This is a genomic window from Duganella lactea, assembly GCF_009857505.1.
Taxonomy (GTDB): domain Bacteria; phylum Pseudomonadota; class Gammaproteobacteria; order Burkholderiales; family Burkholderiaceae_D; genus Rugamonas; species Rugamonas lactea.
In genome coordinates this window covers 104,066-121,953 of sequence record NZ_WWCP01000011.1, presented here as the reverse complement: position 1 = coordinate 121,953, position 17,888 = coordinate 104,066, and the positions used below count along the sequence as shown (strand labels likewise).

Below are 17,888 nucleotides of genomic sequence, written 5' to 3'. Positions count from 1 at the left end.
TTGTTTGCGTAGGCGACAGCCGGTTTGGAGTGCGCCGGCTGCTGAAACTATTGGCAAGTTCCGCAGTATCCTTGTGGGCCGGGGCGCTGTCAAGCGCGTCGCCGCGCCGCGCCCGGCCGGACCGAATAATCTATTTTCCTATGATCGATATCAACAACGTCAGCAAGTGGTTCGGGGCATTTCAGGTGCTCAGGGAATGCAGCACCCACGTCGAGAAGGGCGCCGTGACGGTGATTTGCGGCCCGTCCGGCTCCGGCAAGTCCACGCTGATTAAGGCCGTCAACGGGCTGGAACCGTTCCAGCAAGGCGCTATTATCGTCGACGGCACCTCGGTCGGCGCTCAAGCCACGGATTTGCCGGCGCTGCGGGCGCGTCTCGGCATGGTGTTCCAGAACTTCGAGCTGTTTCCCCATCTGTCGGTGCGCCAGAACCTGACGCTGGCGCAGATCAAGGTGCTGGGCCGCGGCGAGGAGGAGGCCAGCGCGCGCGGCCTGTTGTATCTGGACCGCGTGGGCCTGCTGGCGCAGCAGGACAAATTCCCCGCCCAGCTGTCCGGCGGGCAGCAGCAGCGGGTGGCGATCGCCCGCGCGCTGGCCATGGACCCGATCGCCATGCTGTTCGACGAACCGACTTCCGCGCTGGACCCGGAGATGATCAACGAGGTGCTGGAGGTGATGGTCGGCCTGGCGCAGGATGGCATGACCATGATGGTGGTCACCCACGAGATGGGCTTTGCCCGCAAGGTGGCGCAGCGGGTGGTGTTCATGGACCAGGGGGCGATTCTGGAAGAGGTGCCCACGGAGGAGTTCTTCCAGGCGCCGCGCACGGAACGCGCCCGCGACTTTTTGGCCCGTATTATTCACTGATGAATGCACGATGAAGATTTCTGTTGAGCAATTAAGTGGCGCGATGCTGGCGCTGGGACTGTTGAGTGCCGCCCATGCGGCCGACAAAATCGCTGCCGATCTGGTGCTGACCAAGGCGACCCTGATCGATGTGGCGGCCGGCAAGACGGTCACGGGCAAATCGGTGGTGCTCAAGGGCGATACGATTCTGGCGGTGGTGGATGATAAGCAGTTGTCCAATTATGCCGCCAAGAAAATTATCAGCCTGCCGGGCAAGTATGTGATGCCGGGGCTGTGGGATACCCATGTGCACTTTGGCGGCGGGCCGGCGCTGATCGACGAGAACAAGCATCTGCTGGCGCTGCATCTGGCATATGGCATCACCACCGTGCGCGATTGCTCGGGCGATTTGCCGGATACCGTGCTGCAGTGGCGTGAGCAGATCAATGCGCGTCAGTTGGAAGGGCCGACCATCTTCACGTCCGGCGCCAAGCTGGAGGGTTACAAGCCGCTGTGGAAGGGCACGATCGAGGTCGGCACGCCGGAAGAGATCAGCAAGGCGCTGGACCGGCTGCAGGCGCAGAAGGTGGACTTCGTCAAAATTACCGAGAATACGCTGAAGCCGGAGATGTATCTGGAGGCGCTGCGTCAGGCCAGGCAGCGGGGCATGCGCACCTCGGGCCACATTCCGGTGCAGCTCACCCTGGCCACGATGTTCGATGCGGGCCTGGGCACGGTGGAGCACCAGTCCTACCTGCTGCGCGCGGCCACGCCGAAGGAGACGGCGCTGACCGCGCAGGTGGCGGCCGGCACGCTGAGCGGGCGTGAGGCCGTGAAGCAGAGCCTGGCTTCTTATGATGAGGCGACGGCGCGTGCGTCGTTCCGCTACATGGCGTCCAAGGGCACGGCGGTGGTGCCGACCCTGTCGGTGTCGCGCGTGGTGGCGTATCTGGATCAGGACGACCACTCGCACGATGAGGCCTTGCAGTATATCGGCAAGGGCTTGCGCGCCACCTACGACTGGCGCGTGCGGCGCGCGGCGCAGGATGACGCGGCGGCGATCGCGCATCGCAAGGCGGTGTTTGAGAAATCGGCCTCGCTGCTGCCGATTCTGCAGCAGGAGGGCGTCAGCATCATCGCCGGTACCGATGCCGGTTTTTTGAATTCCTACGATTATCCGGGCCAGGCCTTGCATGACGAGATAGGCCTGTACGTGAACTATGGCCTGACGCCGGCGCAGGCCTTGCAGACCGCGATCATCAACGGCCCGCGTTTCCTGGGCAAGCAGGACCGCTACGGCGCGCTGGCAGCCGGCAACGCGGCCGACGTGCTGGTGCTGGACGCCAATCCGCTGCGGGACATCTCGGCCACGCGCCAGATCCGCACCGTGATCAGCCACGGCAACCTCTACGACCGCGCCCGTCTCGACCAAATCCTGGCCGACACCAAAGCCTGGGCCGCGCAGACCAAGGCGGAATAAACAGCGTCGCTAATCGTAATGCGTCCACATGCGCAATTCGACGCCCAATCCTCGGCGGAGACCTGCACTGCGTTGTTGCGCTTGCCGGTGATCGTGACCGGAGCATGGCTGGCGGCGGCTTCGTCGACCAGCTTATAAAGCCGGGCGCGGGCACCGCGACGAGGTAAAATGTCGGCTATTCGCATTTGATAGCCTGAAAACCTGCCGCCATGTCCGATCTTGCAACCACTCCCGACAGCATCACCCTCCTCCGTCCAGACGACTGGCACCTGCATCTGCGCGATGGCGCGACGCTGGCCAGCGTGCTGCCGCACAGCGCGCGCCAGTTCGGCCGCGCCATCGTGATGCCGAACCTGAAACCGCCGGTCACCACCGCCGCCGCCGCCATCGCCTACCGCGAACGCATTCTGGCGGCGCTGCCGGAGGGCATGAACTTCGAGCCGCTGATGACGCTTTACCTGACCAACAACACGCAGCCGGATGAAATCCTGCGCGCGCAGGAAAGCGGCGTGGTGCACGCGGTCAAGCTGTACCCGGCCGGCGCCACCACCAACTCGGACGCCGGCGTCACCGACCTGGCCAACTGCTACAAGGTGCTGGAGAAGATGCAGGAAGTCGGCATGCCATTCCTGGTGCACGGCGAAGTGACCGACCAGGACATCGACCTGTTCGACCGCGAGGCGCTCTTCATCGAGCGCGTGATGCGCCCGCTGCGCCGTGATTTCCCGGCGCTGAACATCGTGTTCGAGCACATCACCACCAAGCACGCCGCGCAGTACGTGGCCGAAGCCGAAGGCCCGATCGCCGCCACCATCACCGCGCACCACCTGCTGTACAACCGCAACGACATCTTCAAGGGCGGCATTCGTCCGCACTACTACTGCCTGCCGGTGCTGAAGCGTGAAGAGCACCGCCTGGCGCTGGTGACCGCCGCGACCAGCGGCGACGAGCGCTTCTTCCTCGGCACCGATTCGGCGCCGCACGCGCAAGGCGCCAAGGAAGCCGCCTGCGGTTGCGCCGGTTGCTATACCGCGCTGCACGCGATGGAGCTGTACACCGAAGCCTTCGAGCGCGCCGGTGCGCTGGACAAGCTGGAAGCCTTCGCCAGCCTGAATGGTCCGGCCTTCTACAACCTGCCGGTCAATCAGGACACCATCACGCTCAAGCGCGAGCAGTGGACGCTGCCCGAAGCGCTGCCGCTGGCCGACCAGCGGGTCATTCCCCTCAACGCCGGCGAAACCATCAACTGGAAGATGGTGTAAGCAGTGCTGGAGTTGATCGACTGGTCGCGTCCCTGGTACGAATCGGTACGCGACGCTGCCAGCCGGTTGTCGGCGCAGACGCATTTCCGCGATGGGTTCTGTGCGCAGGCCGCCGCGCTGGGCCTGCGCAATCATCTCGGCCTGCCGATCTCCTTTGTACCGCAGGAGGATCTGCCGGAGGGCACGGCCTACGAGGAACATATCGGCGCCACCGGCGGCGTGCCGACGCGCGACAACTTCCACGATTTCTTCAACGGCCTGGTATGGCTGACTTTCCCGCGCATTAAAGTGCAGCTGAACGCCTTGCAGGCGGCGCAGATCGCGCGCGACGGCGTGGGCAAGTCGCGCGGGCCGGCGCGCGATGGCGCCACCATCTTCGATGAAAACGCCGCGCTGCTGGTGGTGCGCGATAGCGTCGACGGGCAGATGCTGATCGATGCGCTGCGCGAGCATCGCTGGCACGAGGCGTTTGTCGAGCGCCGCGCGCAATGGGGCGCGGCGGCGCAGGTCTGGCTGTTCGGCCATGCGCTGATGGAGAAGCTGGTGGCGCCGCGCAAGGCGATCACCGCGCACACGCGCATCGTGCTTGCCGATGAGCGCTTCTTCACGTTGACGCACGATGCGCGCCGCGCATGGATCGACGCGCGCGTGGCGCGGGAGTTGGCCGAGCAGGGACTGGACACGTCCGCGTTCACGCCGATGCAGGCGCTGGGCGTGCCGGGCTGGTGGCCGGAGCAGGACGCCGCCTTCTACGCCGACACAACGGTGTTCCGGCCCAAGCGCGCAAGCGGCGAAGCGCAGTAGAATAGCCATTCCAACATCAACCAACACGCCGCCGACGCGGCAGAAAGAGCACGCCATGACGCAGCCGATTCGCTGGGGTATTCTGGGGACGGGCAGAATCGCCCGGGATTTCGCCACCGCCTTGCGGGACACGCCCGGCGCAACACTGGCGGCGGTTGCGTCACGCACCGTAGATAGCGCTACCAAGTTCGGCCAGGAGTTTGCCGCCGAGCGCTTTCACGGCAGCTACCAGGCGCTGGCCGACGATCCCGAGGTGGACGTCGTCTATATCGCCACGCCGCATCCGATGCACCATGAGAATGCGCTGATGTGCCTCAACGGCGGCAAGGCGGTGCTGGTGGAGAAGTCGTTCACCATGAACCGCCGCCAGGCCGAGGACATCATCCGTCTGGCGCAAGCGAAGCGCTTGTTCGTCATGGAGGCGATGTGGACGCGCTTCATGCCGGCCGTGGCGGAAGCCAAACGCATCGTCGACAGCGGCGAGATCGGCAAGCCGGCGCACGTCAGCGCCGATTTCGGCTTCACCTCGAACGCGGGGCCGGAGCACCGCCTGTTCGCGCCGGCGCTGGGCGGCGGCGCGCTGCTGGATCTGGGCATTTATCCGCTGTCGATGTCGTCGTTCTTCCTCGGTGCGGTGGCGGGCGTGAAGGCGCAGGCGGAGATGACCGACACCGGCGTCGACATGCAGACCGCGTTCACGCTGACGCACGAAGGCGGCGCCGTATCGTCGTGCGCCTGCAGCCTGCGTGCGCGCACGCCGACCGAGTTGACCATCTCCGGCACCAAGGGCTTTGTGCGGCTGCACGACCGCTTCCACAACGCCGACAGCTTCACCGTCACGGTGGTCGATGGCGCCTCGCGCAGCGAGCGCACGGTGACGCTGCCCAAGAGCGGCAATGGCTACACGCACGAGGCGCAGGAGGTGGGGCGCTGCCTGCGCGCGGGGCTGATCGAAAGCCCGGTGATGCCGCATGCGGAAACGCTGGCCATCATGGGCACGCTGGACGAGATCCGCGCGCAGATCGGCCTGCGCTATCCGGCCGACGCCTGAGCAAGGCCGGCACGAACTGGTTACAATCAACGGATACCAATTCAACAACAGGGACAGATCATGTTCGTCGCCGAGCGCGCTCCCACACTCAAGACCGTGCTGCTGGCCACCGGCGTCGTGCTGACGCTGGCGATGGGCGTGCGGCACGGCTTCGGCTTCTGGATGCAGCCGATCTCGCAGGCCAACGGCTGGACGCGCGAGACCTATTCGCTGGCGCAGGCCATGCAGAACCTGATGTGGGGCGCCATCGGCCCGTTCGCCGGCATGGCGGCGGACCGTTTCGGTACCATGCGCGTGGTGCTGGTCGGCGCCATTTCATACATGCTTGGGCTGGTGTGGATGGCGACCATCACGCAACCCACCTTGTTCGTGCTGGGCTCCGGGTTGTTGATCGGTGTCGGATTGGCGTGTACCGCGTTTGGCGCGGTGAGCGGCATCATCGGCCGCGTGGCGCCGGTGGAAAAACGCTCGTGGGCGTTCGGTATCTCGGGCGCCGCCAGCTCGTTTGGACAGTTCATGATGATGCCGGTCGAGCAGCAACTGATATCGGCGGTGGGCTGGCAGAACGCCTTCTACATCCTGGGCGCCTTGCTGGTGCTGCTGATGGTGCCGATGGCTTTTCATCTGCGCGAGCCGGCGGTGGCGCATGCGCATGGTCCGCAGCAAAGCATCCGCGAAGCGGCGGGCGAGGCGCTGCGCAATCGCTCCTTCCTGTTGCTGGTGGCGGGCTACTTCGTGTGCGGCTTCCAGGTGGTGTTCATCGGCGTGCACCTGCCGGCGTACCTCAAGGACAAAGGCATCGGCGATGCCGGCGTCGCGGTGCTGGCGCTGGCGCTGATCGGCTTGTTCAACATCTTCGGCTCGTACTACGCCGGCAAGCTGGGCGGGCGCCTGCCGAAACGCCATTTGCTGTCGACGATTTACTTCGCGCGTTCCGTGGTGATTTCGCTGTTCCTGCTGGCGCCGTTGATGCCGCTGTCGGTGTACCTGTTTGCGGCGGCGATGGGCGTGCTATGGCTGTCGACGGTGCCGCTGACGAACGGCATCATCGCCGGCGTGTTTGGCGTCAAGCACATGTCGATGCTGGCGGGGATGGTGTTCTTCTCGCACCAGCTGGGCAGCTTCCTGGGCGTCTGGCTGGGCGGCTACCTGTACTCGACCACCGGCAGCTACGACATCGTGTGGGGCATCGCGATCGCGCTGGGCGTCATGGCCGGGCTGATCAACCTGCCGATCAACGAGCGCCCGCTGGTGCGCGCGCAGGCGGCATGATGAAAACCTGGCTGCCGCGCGCCGCCATCGCCGCCGTGCTGGCGCTGGTATTCGCCGCCTACCTGCGGCCAGACTTCGTGGTGGACCTCGCCAACCGCATCGACCTCTGCTTCTAACCCGGTAACCCCGGGGTTACACCTTGAGGAATTCTTCGCGGCCGCCCAGCCAGCGGGCGAGGTGGGCTTCGACCGTGGCGGCTTTTTCGGGGGTGTTGGCGTGCAGTAGTTCGTGGGCGACGTCGCGCGCCTGGTCGACCAGCCAGCCGTCCGTCTCCAGATCGGCGAAACGCAGCATGGCCTGGCCGGACTGGCGCGCGCCGAGGAATTCGCCGGGGCCGCGGATCTCCAAGTCGCGACGGGCGATTTCGAAGCCGTCGGTGGTCTCACGCATGGTCATCAGGCGCTGTTTGGCGATCTGGCCCAGCGGGCTTTGATACAGCAGCAGGCACACCGACGCCGCCGAGCCCCGGCCTACGCGGCCACGCAGCTGGTGCAGCTGCGACAGGCCGAAGCGCTCGGCGTGCTCGATCACCATCAGCGAGGCGTTGGGCACGTCGACGCCGACTTCAATCACCGTCGTGGCGACCAGCACCTGCATGTCGTTGGCGATGAAGGCGTCCATCACTTCCTGCTTTTCCGCCGCCTTCAATCGACCGTGCACCAGGCCGACATGCAGATCGGGCAGCGCTTCGGCCAGCAGGGCGTGCGTATCGGTGGCGGTTTGCAGTTGCAGCGCTTCCGATTCTTCGATCAGCGGACAGACCCAGTAGACTTGCCGCCCTTCCTGCGCGGCGGCGTGTACGCGCTCGATCACTTCGTCGCGGCGATTCTGGTCGATGGTGCGGGTGACGATCGGGCTGCGTCCCGGCGGCAGCTCGTCGATCACCGACACTTCCAGGTCGGCGTAGTAGGTCATGGCCAGCGTGCGCGGAATCGGCGTGGCCGACATCATCAGTTGGTGCGGCACCGCGCCTTCGACGCCTTTGTTGCGCAGCACCAGGCGCTGGCCGACGCCGAAGCGGTGCTGCTCGTCGACGATCACCAGCCCGAGGTTTTCAAACGTCACCACCTCCTGCAGCAGCGCGTGGGTGCCGACCACCAGCCGCGCTGCGCCGGATTCGATCATGTCGTAGGCGGCCTGCTTGTCCTTTTTTTTCAGGCTGCCGCTGAGCCATGCGACCTTGACGCCCAGCGGTTCCATCCACGCGGCGATTTTGCGGAAGTGCTGCTCGGCCAGGATTTCGGTCGGCGCCATCAGCGCGGCCTGGTAGCCGCTGTCGATCGCCTGCGCCGCCGCCAGCGCGGCGACCACGGTCTTGCCGCTGCCGACGTCCCCTTGCAACAGGCGCTGCATCGGGAACGGCTGGCGCAGGTCGTCGCGGATCTCGTTCAGCACTTTTTGCTGGGCGCGGGTCAGCTTGAAGGGCAGGGCTTCCTGGAAGCCGGCCGATAGCGCGCCGATCACTGTCAGCGCCGGCGAGCCTTTGGCGCGGCGTGCGCGCTGGGCGCGTTTCAGCGACAGCTGCTGCGCCAGCAGTTCGTCGAACTTGACGCGCGTCCAGGCCGGATGCGAGCGGTCGGCCAGCGCGTGTTCGTCCACCTGTTGCGGCGGATAGTGCAGCAGCTTGACCGCCGGTTCCAGCTCGGACAGCTGCAACTGCTGGCGAATCTCCGCCGGCACGGTGTCGGTCCAGTCGACCCGTTTCATGGCGTCGCCGATGGCTTTGCGCAGCACCGGCTGCGACAGCCCTTCGCCGGCCGGGTAGACCGGCGTCAGGGAGGTGGGCAGCGGTGCGCCTTCGTTGACCACCTTGTAGGCCGGATGCACCATCTCGGCGCCGAAGAAGCCGTGCTTCAATTCGCCGCGCGCGCGCACCCGCGTGCCCTCGGCCAGTTGCTTGACCTGGCTGCCGTAGAAATTCATGAAGCGCAACTGCAAATCACCGCTGCCGTCGCTGATGTGGACCAATAATTGCCGTCTTGGCTTGTAGGCGATCTCGTTTTTGACGACAACGCCCTCAACTTGTGACGTGTCGCCGCCATGCAGCCGGGCTTCTTCGATGCTGATGACCTGGGTTTCGTCCTCGTAGCGCATCGGCAGGTGCAGCACCAGGTCCATATCGGTGTGCAAGCCCAATTTCGCCAGTTTGGCTTCTGCGCTGACGGTTTTTTTAGCAGTTTTAGACGGTGAAACAGGCATATGGCGTAAAATAGAGGGTTGGCCGCCGGTATTGTAAGGCCTGCCGTATTTTTGTTAAGAACAGAGTGTCCGCAAATGTATTCGCTTTCCGATTTCGATTTTAACTTGCCGCAAGAGCGTATTGCGCAATTCCCGCTGCCAGACCGCAGCGCTTCCCGTCTGCTGCATCTGGACGGGGAGAAGATTATCGACCGCCAGTTCGCCGATATCGTCGACCAGTTGCAGGCCGGCGATCTGCTGGTGATGAACAATACCCGGGTGCTGAAGGCGCGCTTCTTCGGCACCAAGGAAAGCGGCGGCAAGGTCGAGGCGCTGGTCGAGCGCGTGCTGGACAACCGCACGGTGCTGGCCCAGGTGCGCGCCTCGCGGTCGCCGCTGGCCGGCACCAAGATGCGTCTGGCCGATGCCTTCGATGTGACGGTCGGCGAGCGCGCCGGCGAGTTCTTCACGCTGCACTTCGATGCCGATGTCTTCGATCTGATCGAGGCGCACGGCCGCCTGCCGCTGCCGCCGTACATCGAGCACGATGCCGATTCGTTCGACGAGAACCGTTATCAGACGGTGTTCAACAAGGTGCCGGGCGCTGTGGCGGCGCCGACCGCCGGCCTGCATTTCGATGAGCCGCTGCTGGAGAAGCTGAAGGCCAAGGGCGTCAACTTCGCTTACGTGACGCTGCACGTCGGCGCCGGCACTTTCCAGCCGGTGCGCCATGAGAAGCTGTCGGATCACCAGATGCACACCGAGTGGTACACCATGCCGCAGGAGACGGTGGATGCGGTGCGCGCGACGCGCGCGGCCGGGCGCGATGTGGTGGCGGTGGGCACCACGTCCTTGCGCGCGCTGGAGTCGGCGTCGCAGAGCGGCCAGCTGGAGGCGGGCAGCGCGGATACGGCGCTGTTCATCACGCCGGGCTACCAGTTCAAAACGGTGACCCGTCTGATCACCAATTTCCACCTGCCGAAATCGACGCTGCTGATGCTGGTGTCGGCGTTCGCCGGGTTTGAAGAGATCCGCAAGGCCTACGCCCACGCGATCGCCAATGAATACCGCTTCTTCAGCTACGGCGACGCCATGCTGCTGACGACGCAGAACAAGGAATAAGAATGCTGGAATTTAAATTACACAAAACCGACACCACCGGCGTGACCAAAGCCCGTCGCGGTGAGGTCAAGCTGAACCACGGCGTGGTGCAGACGCCGATCTTCATGCCGGTCGGCACTTACGGCTCGGTCAAGGCGATGTCGCCGCTGGAGCTGAAGGAAATCAACGCCCAGATTATTCTGGGTAATACCTTCCACCTGTGGCTGCGTCCGGGCAACGACGTCATGGCCAAGTTCGGCGGCCTGCACGACTTCATGGCGTGGGACAAGCCGATCCTGACCGACTCCGGCGGCTTCCAGGTGTTCTCGCTGGGCGCGATGCGCAAGATCACGGAGGAGGGCGTCCACTTCAACTCGCCGATCAACGGCGACAAGCTGTTCCTGTCGCCGGAAGTGTCGATGCAGATCCAGCGCGTGCTGAACTCGGACATCGTGATGCAGTTCGACGAGTGCACGCCGTATGAAATCAACAACCGCCCGGCCACGCTGGACGAGGCGGCCAGGTCGATGCGCATGTCGCTGCGCTGGGCGCAGCGCTCGCACGACGAGTTCCATCGCGGCGAGAACCCGAACGCGCTGTTCGGCATCGTCCAGGGCGGCATGTTCGAGAACCTGCGCGATGAATCGCTGGCCGGTCTGGAGGACATCGACTTCCCGGGCCTGGCCATCGGCGGCCTGTCGGTCGGCGAGCCGAAGGAAGATATGATGCGTATCTTGCAACACGTCGGCCCGAAACTGCCGGCCAACAAGCCGCACTACCTGATGGGCGTCGGCACGCCGGAGGATCTGGTGCAGGGCGTGTCCCACGGCGTCGACATGTTCGACTGCGTGATGCCGACCCGGAATGCCCGCAACGGCTGGATCTTCACCCGCTTTGGCGACATCAAGATCAAGAACGCCCGTTACAAGGAGGACAAGGAGCCGTATGACAGCACCTGCTCCTGCTACGCCTGCAAGAACTTCTCGCGCGCCTATCTGCACCACCTGAACCGCACCCAGGAGATCCTCGGCGCGCGGCTGAACACCATCCACAATCTGCATTACTACCTGGACATCATGCAGCAGATGCGCGATGCCCTGGATGCCGACCGTTTCCCGGCCTGGGTCCAGCAATTCCACGCCGATCGCGCGCGCGGGGTCTAAAAGTCCTGCATGGCGGGCGGCCAGTGCTAGAATACAGCGCTGTTTTTTAAACTATAGATATCGGAGTCACTGTGTCCTTCTTCATTTCCAATGCTTACGCCCAATCCGCGACCGACGTTCTGGGTTCGTCCAGCTTCCTGGGTCAGTATGGTTTCCTGATTCTGATGTTCGTGGCCATGTACTTCCTGATGATTCGTCCTCAGCAGAAGCGCGCCAAGGAACAGAAAGCCATGATGGAAGCGCTGACCAAGGGCGCCGAAGTGGTGACCGCCGGCGGCGTGCTGGGCAAGATCACCAAGATCGCCGACGCCTACGTGACGCTGGAAATCTCCAGCGGCGCGGAACTGGTCGTGCAAAAGAACGCGATCACCACCGTGCTGCCGAACGGCACGCTGAAAAGCCTGTAACTTCCCCGGGCCCGCCGTCGCGCGGGCCTTTTGACGTCTACACTGAACGTTAGAGCTATATGAATCGTTATCCAGTCTGGAAATACATCCTGATCGTGGTGGCCATCCTACTGGGCACGCTGTACACGGTGCCCAACTACTTCGGCGAATCGCCGGCGGTGCAGGTGACCAGCGGCAAGTCGACCGTCAAAATGACGTCGGACATGACCGCCAAGGTGGCCGATGTGCTGGCCCAGGCCGGCATCGCCAATGACGGCATCACCTACGACGGTACTGGCAACTACGCCTCGGTGCGTGTACGTTTCGCCACCCCGGACATCCAGTTCCACGCCAAGTCGGTGCTGGAAAAAGGCCTCAACACCGATCCCGAAGATCCGACCTATCTGGTGGCCCTGAACCTGCAGGCCGACACGCCGAAATGGATGCAGAAGCTGCACGCGCTGCCGATGTACCTCGGCCTTGACCTGCGCGGCGGTGTGCACTTCCTGATGCAAGTCGACGCCGAAGGCGTGCTGAACAAGCGCGTGCAGGGCATGCAGACGGCGGCCCGCGTCGCGCTGCGCGACAAGAACGTGCGCCACGCCGGTATCGAGAAAGTCGGCAACACCGTGGAAATCAAATTCCGTGACGACGCCACCCGCCAGAAGGCCAAGGACGTACTGAACGGCACCATGACCGACCTGCAGTTCGTCGATGCCGGCACCGGCAGCGAGCTGAAAACGGTGATGAGCCTGAAACCGGCCGCGCTGAAGCAAACCATCGATGACGGCGTCAAGCAGAACATCTCCACCCTGTCCAAGCGCGTCAACGAGCTGGGCGTGGCGGAACCCATCATCCAGCAGCAGGGCCCGGACCGCATCGTGGTCCAGCTGCCAGGCGTGCAGGACGTGGCGCGCGCGCGCGCCGTGATCGGCCGCACCGCCACGCTGGAAGTGCGCATGGTCGACGAGTCGATCACGCCGGGCACCGAGCTGTCGGCCGCCGTGCCATTCAACTCGGAACTGTTCACCGTCGGCAAGGGCGTGCCGGTCATCCTCAGCAAGGACGTGGTGCTGACCGGTGACTACATCTCCAGCGCCATGGCGCGTACCGACCAGAACAACCAGCCTGCGGTCAGCATCGACCTGAACGGCGACGGCGGCCGCCGCATGCGCGACGCCACCCGCGAACGCGTGGGCAAGCGCATGGCCATCGTGCTGTTCGAGAAGAAGGGCAAGCCGGGCGAAGTGCTGTCGGTGGCCACCATTCAGCAGGAACTGGGCAGCAGCTTCCAGATCACCGGCATGGGCAGCATGGAAAACTCGACCGAGCTGGCGCTGCTGCTGCGCTCGGGCGCGTTGTCGGCGCCGATGGACGTGATCGAAGAGCGCACCATCGGTCCGGCACTGGGCGCGGAGAATATCAACAAGGGTATTCACTCGACCGTGTACGGCTTCGCCGCGATCGCCATCTTTATGATCATCTACTACATGATGTTCGGCTTCTTCAGCGTGTTCGCACTGGCCTGCAACCTGCTGTTCCTGCTGGCCATCCTGTCGCTGATGCAGGTCACGCTGACCTTGCCGGGCATGGCCGCGATCGCGCTGGCGCTGGGGATGGCGATTGACTCGAACGTGCTGATTAACGAACGGGTGCGTGAAGAGCTGCGTTCCGGCGCCTCGCCGCAGCAGGCGATCTCCGCCGGCTTCGACCGCGCCTGGGCGACGATTATCGACTCCAACGTCACCACGCTGATCGTCGGTGTGGCGCTGTGGGTGTTCGGTTCCGGTCCGATCCGCGGCTTCGCCGTGGTGCACACGCTGGGTATCCTGACCTCGATGTTCTCGGCCGTGTTTGTGTCGCGCGGTGTGGTCAACCTCTGGTATGGCCGCAAGAAGAAGCTGCAATCGATCGCCATCGGTACCGTTTGGGTACCGGGTCAGAAATAGTCGGACATAACTCGGGGCACGAAACATGGAATTTTTCCGCATTAAAAAAGACATCCCGTTCATGCGCCACGCGCTGGTGTTCAACGTCGTTTCGGCGTTGACCTTCGTCGCGGCCGTGTTCTTCCTGCTGCATCGCGGCCTGCACCTGTCGGTGGAGTTCACCGGCGGCACCGTGATGGAGCTGAAATACCAGCAGGCGGCGAATCTGGAAAAGATCCGCCACACGCTGGAATCGATCGGCTACGAGCAGCCTGAAGCCACCGGCTTCGGCACCGCGCACGACGTCATGCTGCGTCTGCCGGTGATCAAGGGCATCACCTCGAAAGACGCCTCGGCCAAGGTGTACGACGCGCTGTGCAAAGCCGAAAGCGGCAGCATGCAGCAGATCGACACCGTGACCGCCAAGGGCGAGCACGTGGTCAAGCAGTCCTGCTCGAACGCCGCCGGCAGTGAGCTGGTCGGCCTGCAAAAAGTGGAATTCGTCGGCCCGCAGGTCGGTGACGAGCTGAAGCAGAACGGCCTGAACGCGCTGGTGATGGTGATTATCGGCGTGATGATCTACCTGGCGATCCGCTTCGAGTGGAAGTACGCGGTGGCGGCGATTATCGCCAACCTGCACGACGTGGTGATCATTCTGGGCTTCTTCGCCTTCTTCCAGTGGGAATTTTCGCTGACCGTGCTGGCCGGTATCCTGGCGGTGCTGGGCTACTCGGTGAATGAGTCGGTGGTGATTTTCGACCGGATTCGCGAAAACTTCCGCAAGCAGCGCACCGCCACCGTGCACGAGGTGATCGACAACGCCATCACGTCGACCATCTCGCGGACCATCATCACCCACGGCTGCACGCAGATGATGGTGCTGTCGATGCTGTTCCTGGGCGGTCCGACGCTGCACTACTTCGCCATGGCGCTGACCATCGGTATTTGCTTCGGTATCTACTCGTCGGTGTTCGTCGCCGCCGCCGTCGCCATGTGGCTGGGCGTCAAGCGTGAAGACCTGATCAAGCCGATCAAGCCGAAAGATGAAACCGACGGCGCCGTCGTCTAAGTCGTCCCGATCCCTCCCGCGCGGAGGGATTTTTTTTAGCCGCGCCGCTTCAGCGCGGCAGATGGGCTGAGGCCGAACAGCTTGCGGTAGTCGGACGAGAACTGGCTGAAGTTGCACAGCCCCCACTCGCCGGCCAGCTCGCCGATGGCGCGGCCGTCCCGCAGCTGGCGCCGCACGCCGTTCAGCCGCACCGTGCGCAGGTAGGCGAGCGGGCTCATGCCCAGCACATCCTCGAAACAGTATTGCAGCGTGCGCCGGCTGACGTGCGCCTGCGCGCACAGCGCCGGTACCGTGATGCTGTCGCCGTGGTGGGCCGCGATGTAGTCGCGCACCCGCGCCACCGTCTGGCGGCGGCGTTGCAGGCTGGCGGCCAGCGCCGGTTCGACGCAGCGCTGGTCCAGCATGTCGAGCAGTGCTGACAGCACGTCCTGCCGCCATGGGCCGCCCGCGTCCGCCGGCAAGCTGGCGCCGGCCTCCGGCAGCAGCCGCGCCAGCAGGCGCGCGCAGGCGGCGCGCGCGTCACGGTCGACCCGCAGCACCTCGGCCGACCGCAGCCGTTGCCAGTCGATCTGGCAGCCCTGGCGGCGCGCCGCCTCCACCAGCGACTGGCGGCTGACCACGATGCCGTAGATGCGGTAGGCCGCCGGCGTCACCAGTTCAAATTCCACATTGCCGGGCTGCACCATGATCCAGTCCGCTTCCACCTGGCGGCCGTTGATGCGCGTTAGCGCGCCGTGTTCGGGCAGGCCGAACCAGATGGCGTCCGGCCACACCCGGCAGGACTGCCGCACTGCCTGATTCAGATCCTCACGAAACACTTGCAGCTCCGGCAAGCGCAACTCGGTCAGCGCGCCGTGGAACAGGCCGGCGCTGATCTGGTCGTAACACTGGTGCCAGTTGGTCAGTTCGCTCGCCAACTGGTCGGCATCGTGCGCCAGCACTGTGCGGATGGCGCTCTGTTGGTGCGGGAGGAGTGTGCCGGTGTGGTGCATGTCGATTCCTGCTGTGGTTGTTTTTGCGCGTGCCGCAGGTTTGCCGATTTCCTATAACGGCGGCGCCGCACGCGCTCCTATACTCAAATCGAGCAACTTCCATACCCGCTATTTAGGAGAATAAGATGAGCGCACAACCGGCAGCCGGGGCTTCCCCGGCGCTACAGAAGTCACTGGGTACTTTCCAGCTATGGGGCATCGCGGTCGGCCTGGTGATTTCGGGCGAATACTTTGGCTGGAGCTATGGCTGGGCCTCGGCCGGCACGCTGGGCTTCATCATCACCGCGCTGTGTGTCGCCGTGATGTACATCACCTTCATCTTCAGCTTCACCGAGCTGACCACGTCGATCCCGCATGCCGGCGGCCCGTTTGCCTACAGCAAGCGCGCGTTTGGTCCGCTGGGCGGCTATCTGGCCGGCGCCGCGACCTTGATCGAATTCGTGTTCGCGCCGCCGGCGATCGCGCTGGCCATCGGCGCCTACCTCAACGTGCAGTTTCCGACCATCGACCCCAAGCTGGCGGCGGTCGGCGCCTACCTGGTCTTCATGACGCTCAATATCGTCGGTGTGCAGATCGCCGCCAGCTTTGAACTGCTGATGGCGCTGCTGGCCATCTTCGAGCTGCTGGTGTTCATGGGCGTGGTGGCGCCGGGCTTCTCGATGACCAACTTCACCAAGGGTGGCTGGGCCGGCCACGACAGCTTCAGCGCGCTGGCCATCCCCGGCATGTTTGCCGCGATTCCGTTCGCCATCTGGTTCTTCCTGGCGATCGAGGGCGTGGCGATGGCGGCCGAGGAGGCCAAGGAGCCGAGCCGTTCGATTCCGATCGCCTATATCACCGGCATCATCACCCTGGTGTTGCTGGCGATCGGCGTCATGGTGTTTGCCGGCGGCGCCGGCGACTGGACCAAGCTGGCCAACATCAACGACCCGCTGCCGCAGGCGATGAAGCTGATCGTGGGCGAGCACAGCAAGTGGCTGCACATGCTGGTGTGGCTGGGCCTGTTCGGCTTGATCGCCTCGTTCCACGGCATCATCCTCGGTTACTCGCGGCAGATCTATGCGCTGGCGCGCGAGGCCTACCTGCCGCGCTACCTGGCCGCCGTGCATCCGCGCTTCAAGACGCCGCACCGCGCCATCATCGCCGGCGGCGTGGTCGGCATCGCCGCCATCTACAGCGACGAGCTGATCAAGTTTGGCGGCCAGACGCTGACCGCCAACATCGTCACCATGTCGGTGTTCGGCGCCATCACCATGTACATCCTCAGCATGCTCAGCCTGTTCAAGCTGCGCCGCGCCGAGCCGGCCATGGCGCGGCCCTTCCGCGCACCGTTCTTCCCGCTGTTCCCGGCCATCGCGCTGGCCGGCGCCTGCGTGTGCATGGTGACCATGATCTATTACAACCCGCTGATCTTCGGCCTGTTCGCCGCCTTCCTCGCGGTGGGCTATGGCTTCTTCCTCGCCACCAAGAGCAACCGCATCCGGCACGCCGCCGCTTAATCCGCTAATCCGCCTATCCGCTTAACCCTGGAGACTACGCATGACCCTTACTCGCACCCGCGTCCGTACCCTGACCCTTCTCACGCTGGCCGCCGTCAGCGGCGGCGCCTTCGCCGCCGATCCGGCGCCGGCATGGACCGACACCGGCAATGTCACCGTGGTGTCCGATTACCTGTTCCGCAGCATCTCGCAAACCCAGGCCAAGCCGACCGCGCAGGCCAACCTGGACTTCACCCACGCCAGCGGCTGGTATGTCGGCCTGTTCGGCTCCGGCGTCTCGCACGCGGCCTATAACAACGGCGGCGGCGCCGAGATCGACGTCTACGGCGGCTACCGCGCGCCCGTGGGGGCCGACAGCACGCTCGACGCCGGCGTCGTCACTTATTGGTTCCCCGGCGCGCATTACCCGGCGGGCGGCAAGGACATCAAGTACCATAGCCAGGACGCCAAGCTGGCCTGGAACACCGGCGCGTTCAATGTCACCGGCTGGGTAACGCTGAGCAAGTACTGGTTCGGCTTCACCACCGATCCGTTCAGCGGCCGGCAGGTCGACACGCGCGGCTCGCTGTATGGCGAGGTCAACTGGAATCCGGAACTGGCGCCGGGCCTGACGCTGAATCTGCACGCCGGCCGCCAGAGCGTGCGCAATCTGGGCATGTACAATTTCTACGACGTCAAGGCGGGCGTGACCAAGACGGCGGGCAACTGGGCGTTTTCGGCCGCCGCCGTGTACAACAGCGGCAAGCAAGAGCGCGATGGCACGCCGTTGTGGACCTTCTACAATGCCGATGGCAGCGGCAAGTATGTGGCGCAGAAACGGCTGTTGCTGTCGGTGACCCGCAATTTCTGAATAGCGCA

The 17,888-nt window shown here is 64.4% G+C and carries 15 protein-coding genes; 13 read left to right on the top strand and 2 right to left on the bottom strand.

Annotated elements, in window-relative coordinates; all coding sequences use genetic code 11:
* Positions 1 to 140: 140 nt before the first annotated feature.
* The 6 genes from GTP44_RS11690 to GTP44_RS11665 all read left to right on the top strand — a co-directional run bounded on the left by GTP44_RS11690 (position 141) and on the right by GTP44_RS11665 (position 6,714).
* Entirely contained in the window at positions 141 to 866 is a 726-nt protein-coding gene (locus tag GTP44_RS11690) for an amino acid ABC transporter ATP-binding protein (protein ID WP_161019562.1), read from the top strand.
* A gap of 10 nt (positions 867 to 876) precedes the next feature.
* The gene (locus GTP44_RS11685) at positions 877 to 2,325 is read left to right on the top strand and encodes an amidohydrolase family protein (RefSeq protein ID WP_161019561.1); all 1,449 of its coding nucleotides are present in this window, start codon (positions 877 to 879) and stop codon (positions 2,323 to 2,325) included.
* Between the two features lie 209 nt (positions 2,326 to 2,534).
* Positions 2,535 to 3,587, top strand: coding sequence for a dihydroorotase (pyrC, locus tag GTP44_RS11680; RefSeq protein ID WP_161019560.1), 1,053 nt, complete (start codon positions 2,535 to 2,537; stop codon positions 3,585 to 3,587).
* Positions 3,588 to 3,590: 3 nt separating this feature from the next.
* Positions 3,591 to 4,391, top strand: a complete 801-nt coding sequence (locus GTP44_RS11675) for a DUF3025 domain-containing protein (RefSeq protein WP_161019559.1) — start codon at positions 3,591 to 3,593, stop codon at positions 4,389 to 4,391.
* Positions 4,392 to 4,446: 55 nt separating this feature from the next.
* Complete coding sequence (locus tag GTP44_RS11670) at positions 4,447 to 5,442, top strand: Gfo/Idh/MocA family protein (RefSeq protein ID WP_161019558.1); 996 nt, start codon at positions 4,447 to 4,449, stop codon at positions 5,440 to 5,442.
* Between the two features lie 60 nt (positions 5,443 to 5,502).
* The gene (locus tag GTP44_RS11665) at positions 5,503 to 6,714 is read left to right on the top strand and encodes an MFS transporter (protein WP_161019557.1); all 1,212 of its coding nucleotides are present in this window, start codon (positions 5,503 to 5,505) and stop codon (positions 6,712 to 6,714) included.
* A gap of 132 nt (positions 6,715 to 6,846) precedes the next feature.
* Here the strand turns inward: GTP44_RS11665 and recG are convergent, their stop codons facing one another.
* Positions 6,847 to 8,913, bottom strand: a complete 2,067-nt coding sequence (recG, locus tag GTP44_RS11660) for an ATP-dependent DNA helicase RecG (RefSeq protein ID WP_161019556.1) — start codon at positions 8,911 to 8,913, stop codon at positions 6,847 to 6,849.
* Between the two features lie 75 nt (positions 8,914 to 8,988).
* Between recG and queA the strand changes: the two genes are divergently transcribed.
* The 5 genes from queA to secF all read left to right on the top strand — a co-directional run bounded on the left by queA (position 8,989) and on the right by secF (position 14,539).
* On the top strand, positions 8,989 to 10,014 hold the full coding sequence (gene queA / locus GTP44_RS11655; protein ID WP_161019555.1) for a tRNA preQ1(34) S-adenosylmethionine ribosyltransferase-isomerase QueA: 1,026 nt from the start codon (positions 8,989 to 8,991) through the stop codon (positions 10,012 to 10,014).
* Between the two features lie 2 nt (positions 10,015 to 10,016).
* Positions 10,017 to 11,156 carry a tRNA guanosine(34) transglycosylase Tgt gene (tgt, locus tag GTP44_RS11650; protein WP_161019554.1) on the top strand — a complete coding sequence of 380 codons (1,140 nt, stop codon included), beginning with the start codon at positions 10,017 to 10,019 and terminating at the stop codon, positions 11,154 to 11,156.
* A 71-nt stretch (positions 11,157 to 11,227) separates the two neighbouring features.
* On the top strand, positions 11,228 to 11,563 hold the full coding sequence (yajC, locus tag GTP44_RS11645; RefSeq protein WP_161019553.1) for a preprotein translocase subunit YajC: 336 nt from the start codon (positions 11,228 to 11,230) through the stop codon (positions 11,561 to 11,563).
* 59 nt (positions 11,564 to 11,622) lie between these two features.
* On the top strand, positions 11,623 to 13,491 hold the full coding sequence (gene secD, locus GTP44_RS11640) for a protein translocase subunit SecD (protein WP_161019552.1): 1,869 nt from the start codon (positions 11,623 to 11,625) through the stop codon (positions 13,489 to 13,491).
* A 25-nt stretch (positions 13,492 to 13,516) separates the two neighbouring features.
* The gene (gene secF, locus GTP44_RS11635) at positions 13,517 to 14,539 is read left to right on the top strand and encodes a protein translocase subunit SecF (protein ID WP_160989023.1); all 1,023 of its coding nucleotides are present in this window, start codon (positions 13,517 to 13,519) and stop codon (positions 14,537 to 14,539) included.
* 35 nt (positions 14,540 to 14,574) lie between these two features.
* Here secF and GTP44_RS11630 read toward each other — a convergent pair whose 3' ends face one another.
* Complete coding sequence (locus tag GTP44_RS11630; RefSeq protein ID WP_161019551.1) at positions 14,575 to 15,531, bottom strand: helix-turn-helix domain-containing protein; 957 nt, start codon at positions 15,529 to 15,531, stop codon at positions 14,575 to 14,577.
* Between the two features lie 125 nt (positions 15,532 to 15,656).
* On the opposite strand from GTP44_RS11630, the gene eat reads away from it, so the two are divergent.
* A complete protein-coding gene (gene eat, locus GTP44_RS11625; protein WP_160989025.1) occupies positions 15,657 to 17,030 on the top strand; it encodes an ethanolamine permease in 1,374 nt (457 codons plus the stop codon).
* A 40-nt stretch (positions 17,031 to 17,070) separates the two neighbouring features.
* On the top strand, positions 17,071 to 17,880 hold the full coding sequence (locus GTP44_RS11620; protein ID WP_161019550.1) for a TorF family putative porin: 810 nt from the start codon (positions 17,071 to 17,073) through the stop codon (positions 17,878 to 17,880).
* Positions 17,881 to 17,888: the final 8 nt, after the last annotated feature.

Coding starts and splice junctions, on each gene's coding strand:
- GTP44_RS11685 (WP_161019561.1), top strand. CDS start 877: ATGAAGATTTCTGTTGAGCAATTAAGTGGCGCGATGCTGGCGCTGGGA.
- queA (WP_161019555.1), top strand. CDS start 8,989: ATGTATTCGCTTTCCGATTTCGATTTTAACTTGCCGCAAGAGCGTATT.
- recG (WP_161019556.1), bottom strand. CDS start 8,913: ATGCCTGTTTCACCGTCTAAAACTGCTAAAAAAACCGTCAGCGCAGAA.
- pyrC (WP_161019560.1), top strand. CDS start 2,535: ATGTCCGATCTTGCAACCACTCCCGACAGCATCACCCTCCTCCGTCCA.
- secF (WP_160989023.1), top strand. CDS start 13,517: ATGGAATTTTTCCGCATTAAAAAAGACATCCCGTTCATGCGCCACGCG.
- eat (WP_160989025.1), top strand. CDS start 15,657: ATGAGCGCACAACCGGCAGCCGGGGCTTCCCCGGCGCTACAGAAGTCA.
- secD (WP_161019552.1), top strand. CDS start 11,623: ATGAATCGTTATCCAGTCTGGAAATACATCCTGATCGTGGTGGCCATC.
- GTP44_RS11665 (WP_161019557.1), top strand. CDS start 5,503: ATGTTCGTCGCCGAGCGCGCTCCCACACTCAAGACCGTGCTGCTGGCC.
- tgt (WP_161019554.1), top strand. CDS start 10,017: ATGCTGGAATTTAAATTACACAAAACCGACACCACCGGCGTGACCAAA.
- GTP44_RS11620 (WP_161019550.1), top strand. CDS start 17,071: ATGACCCTTACTCGCACCCGCGTCCGTACCCTGACCCTTCTCACGCTG.
- GTP44_RS11670 (WP_161019558.1), top strand. CDS start 4,447: ATGACGCAGCCGATTCGCTGGGGTATTCTGGGGACGGGCAGAATCGCC.
- GTP44_RS11630 (WP_161019551.1), bottom strand. CDS start 15,531: ATGCACCACACCGGCACACTCCTCCCGCACCAACAGAGCGCCATCCGC.
- GTP44_RS11690 (WP_161019562.1), top strand. CDS start 141: ATGATCGATATCAACAACGTCAGCAAGTGGTTCGGGGCATTTCAGGTG.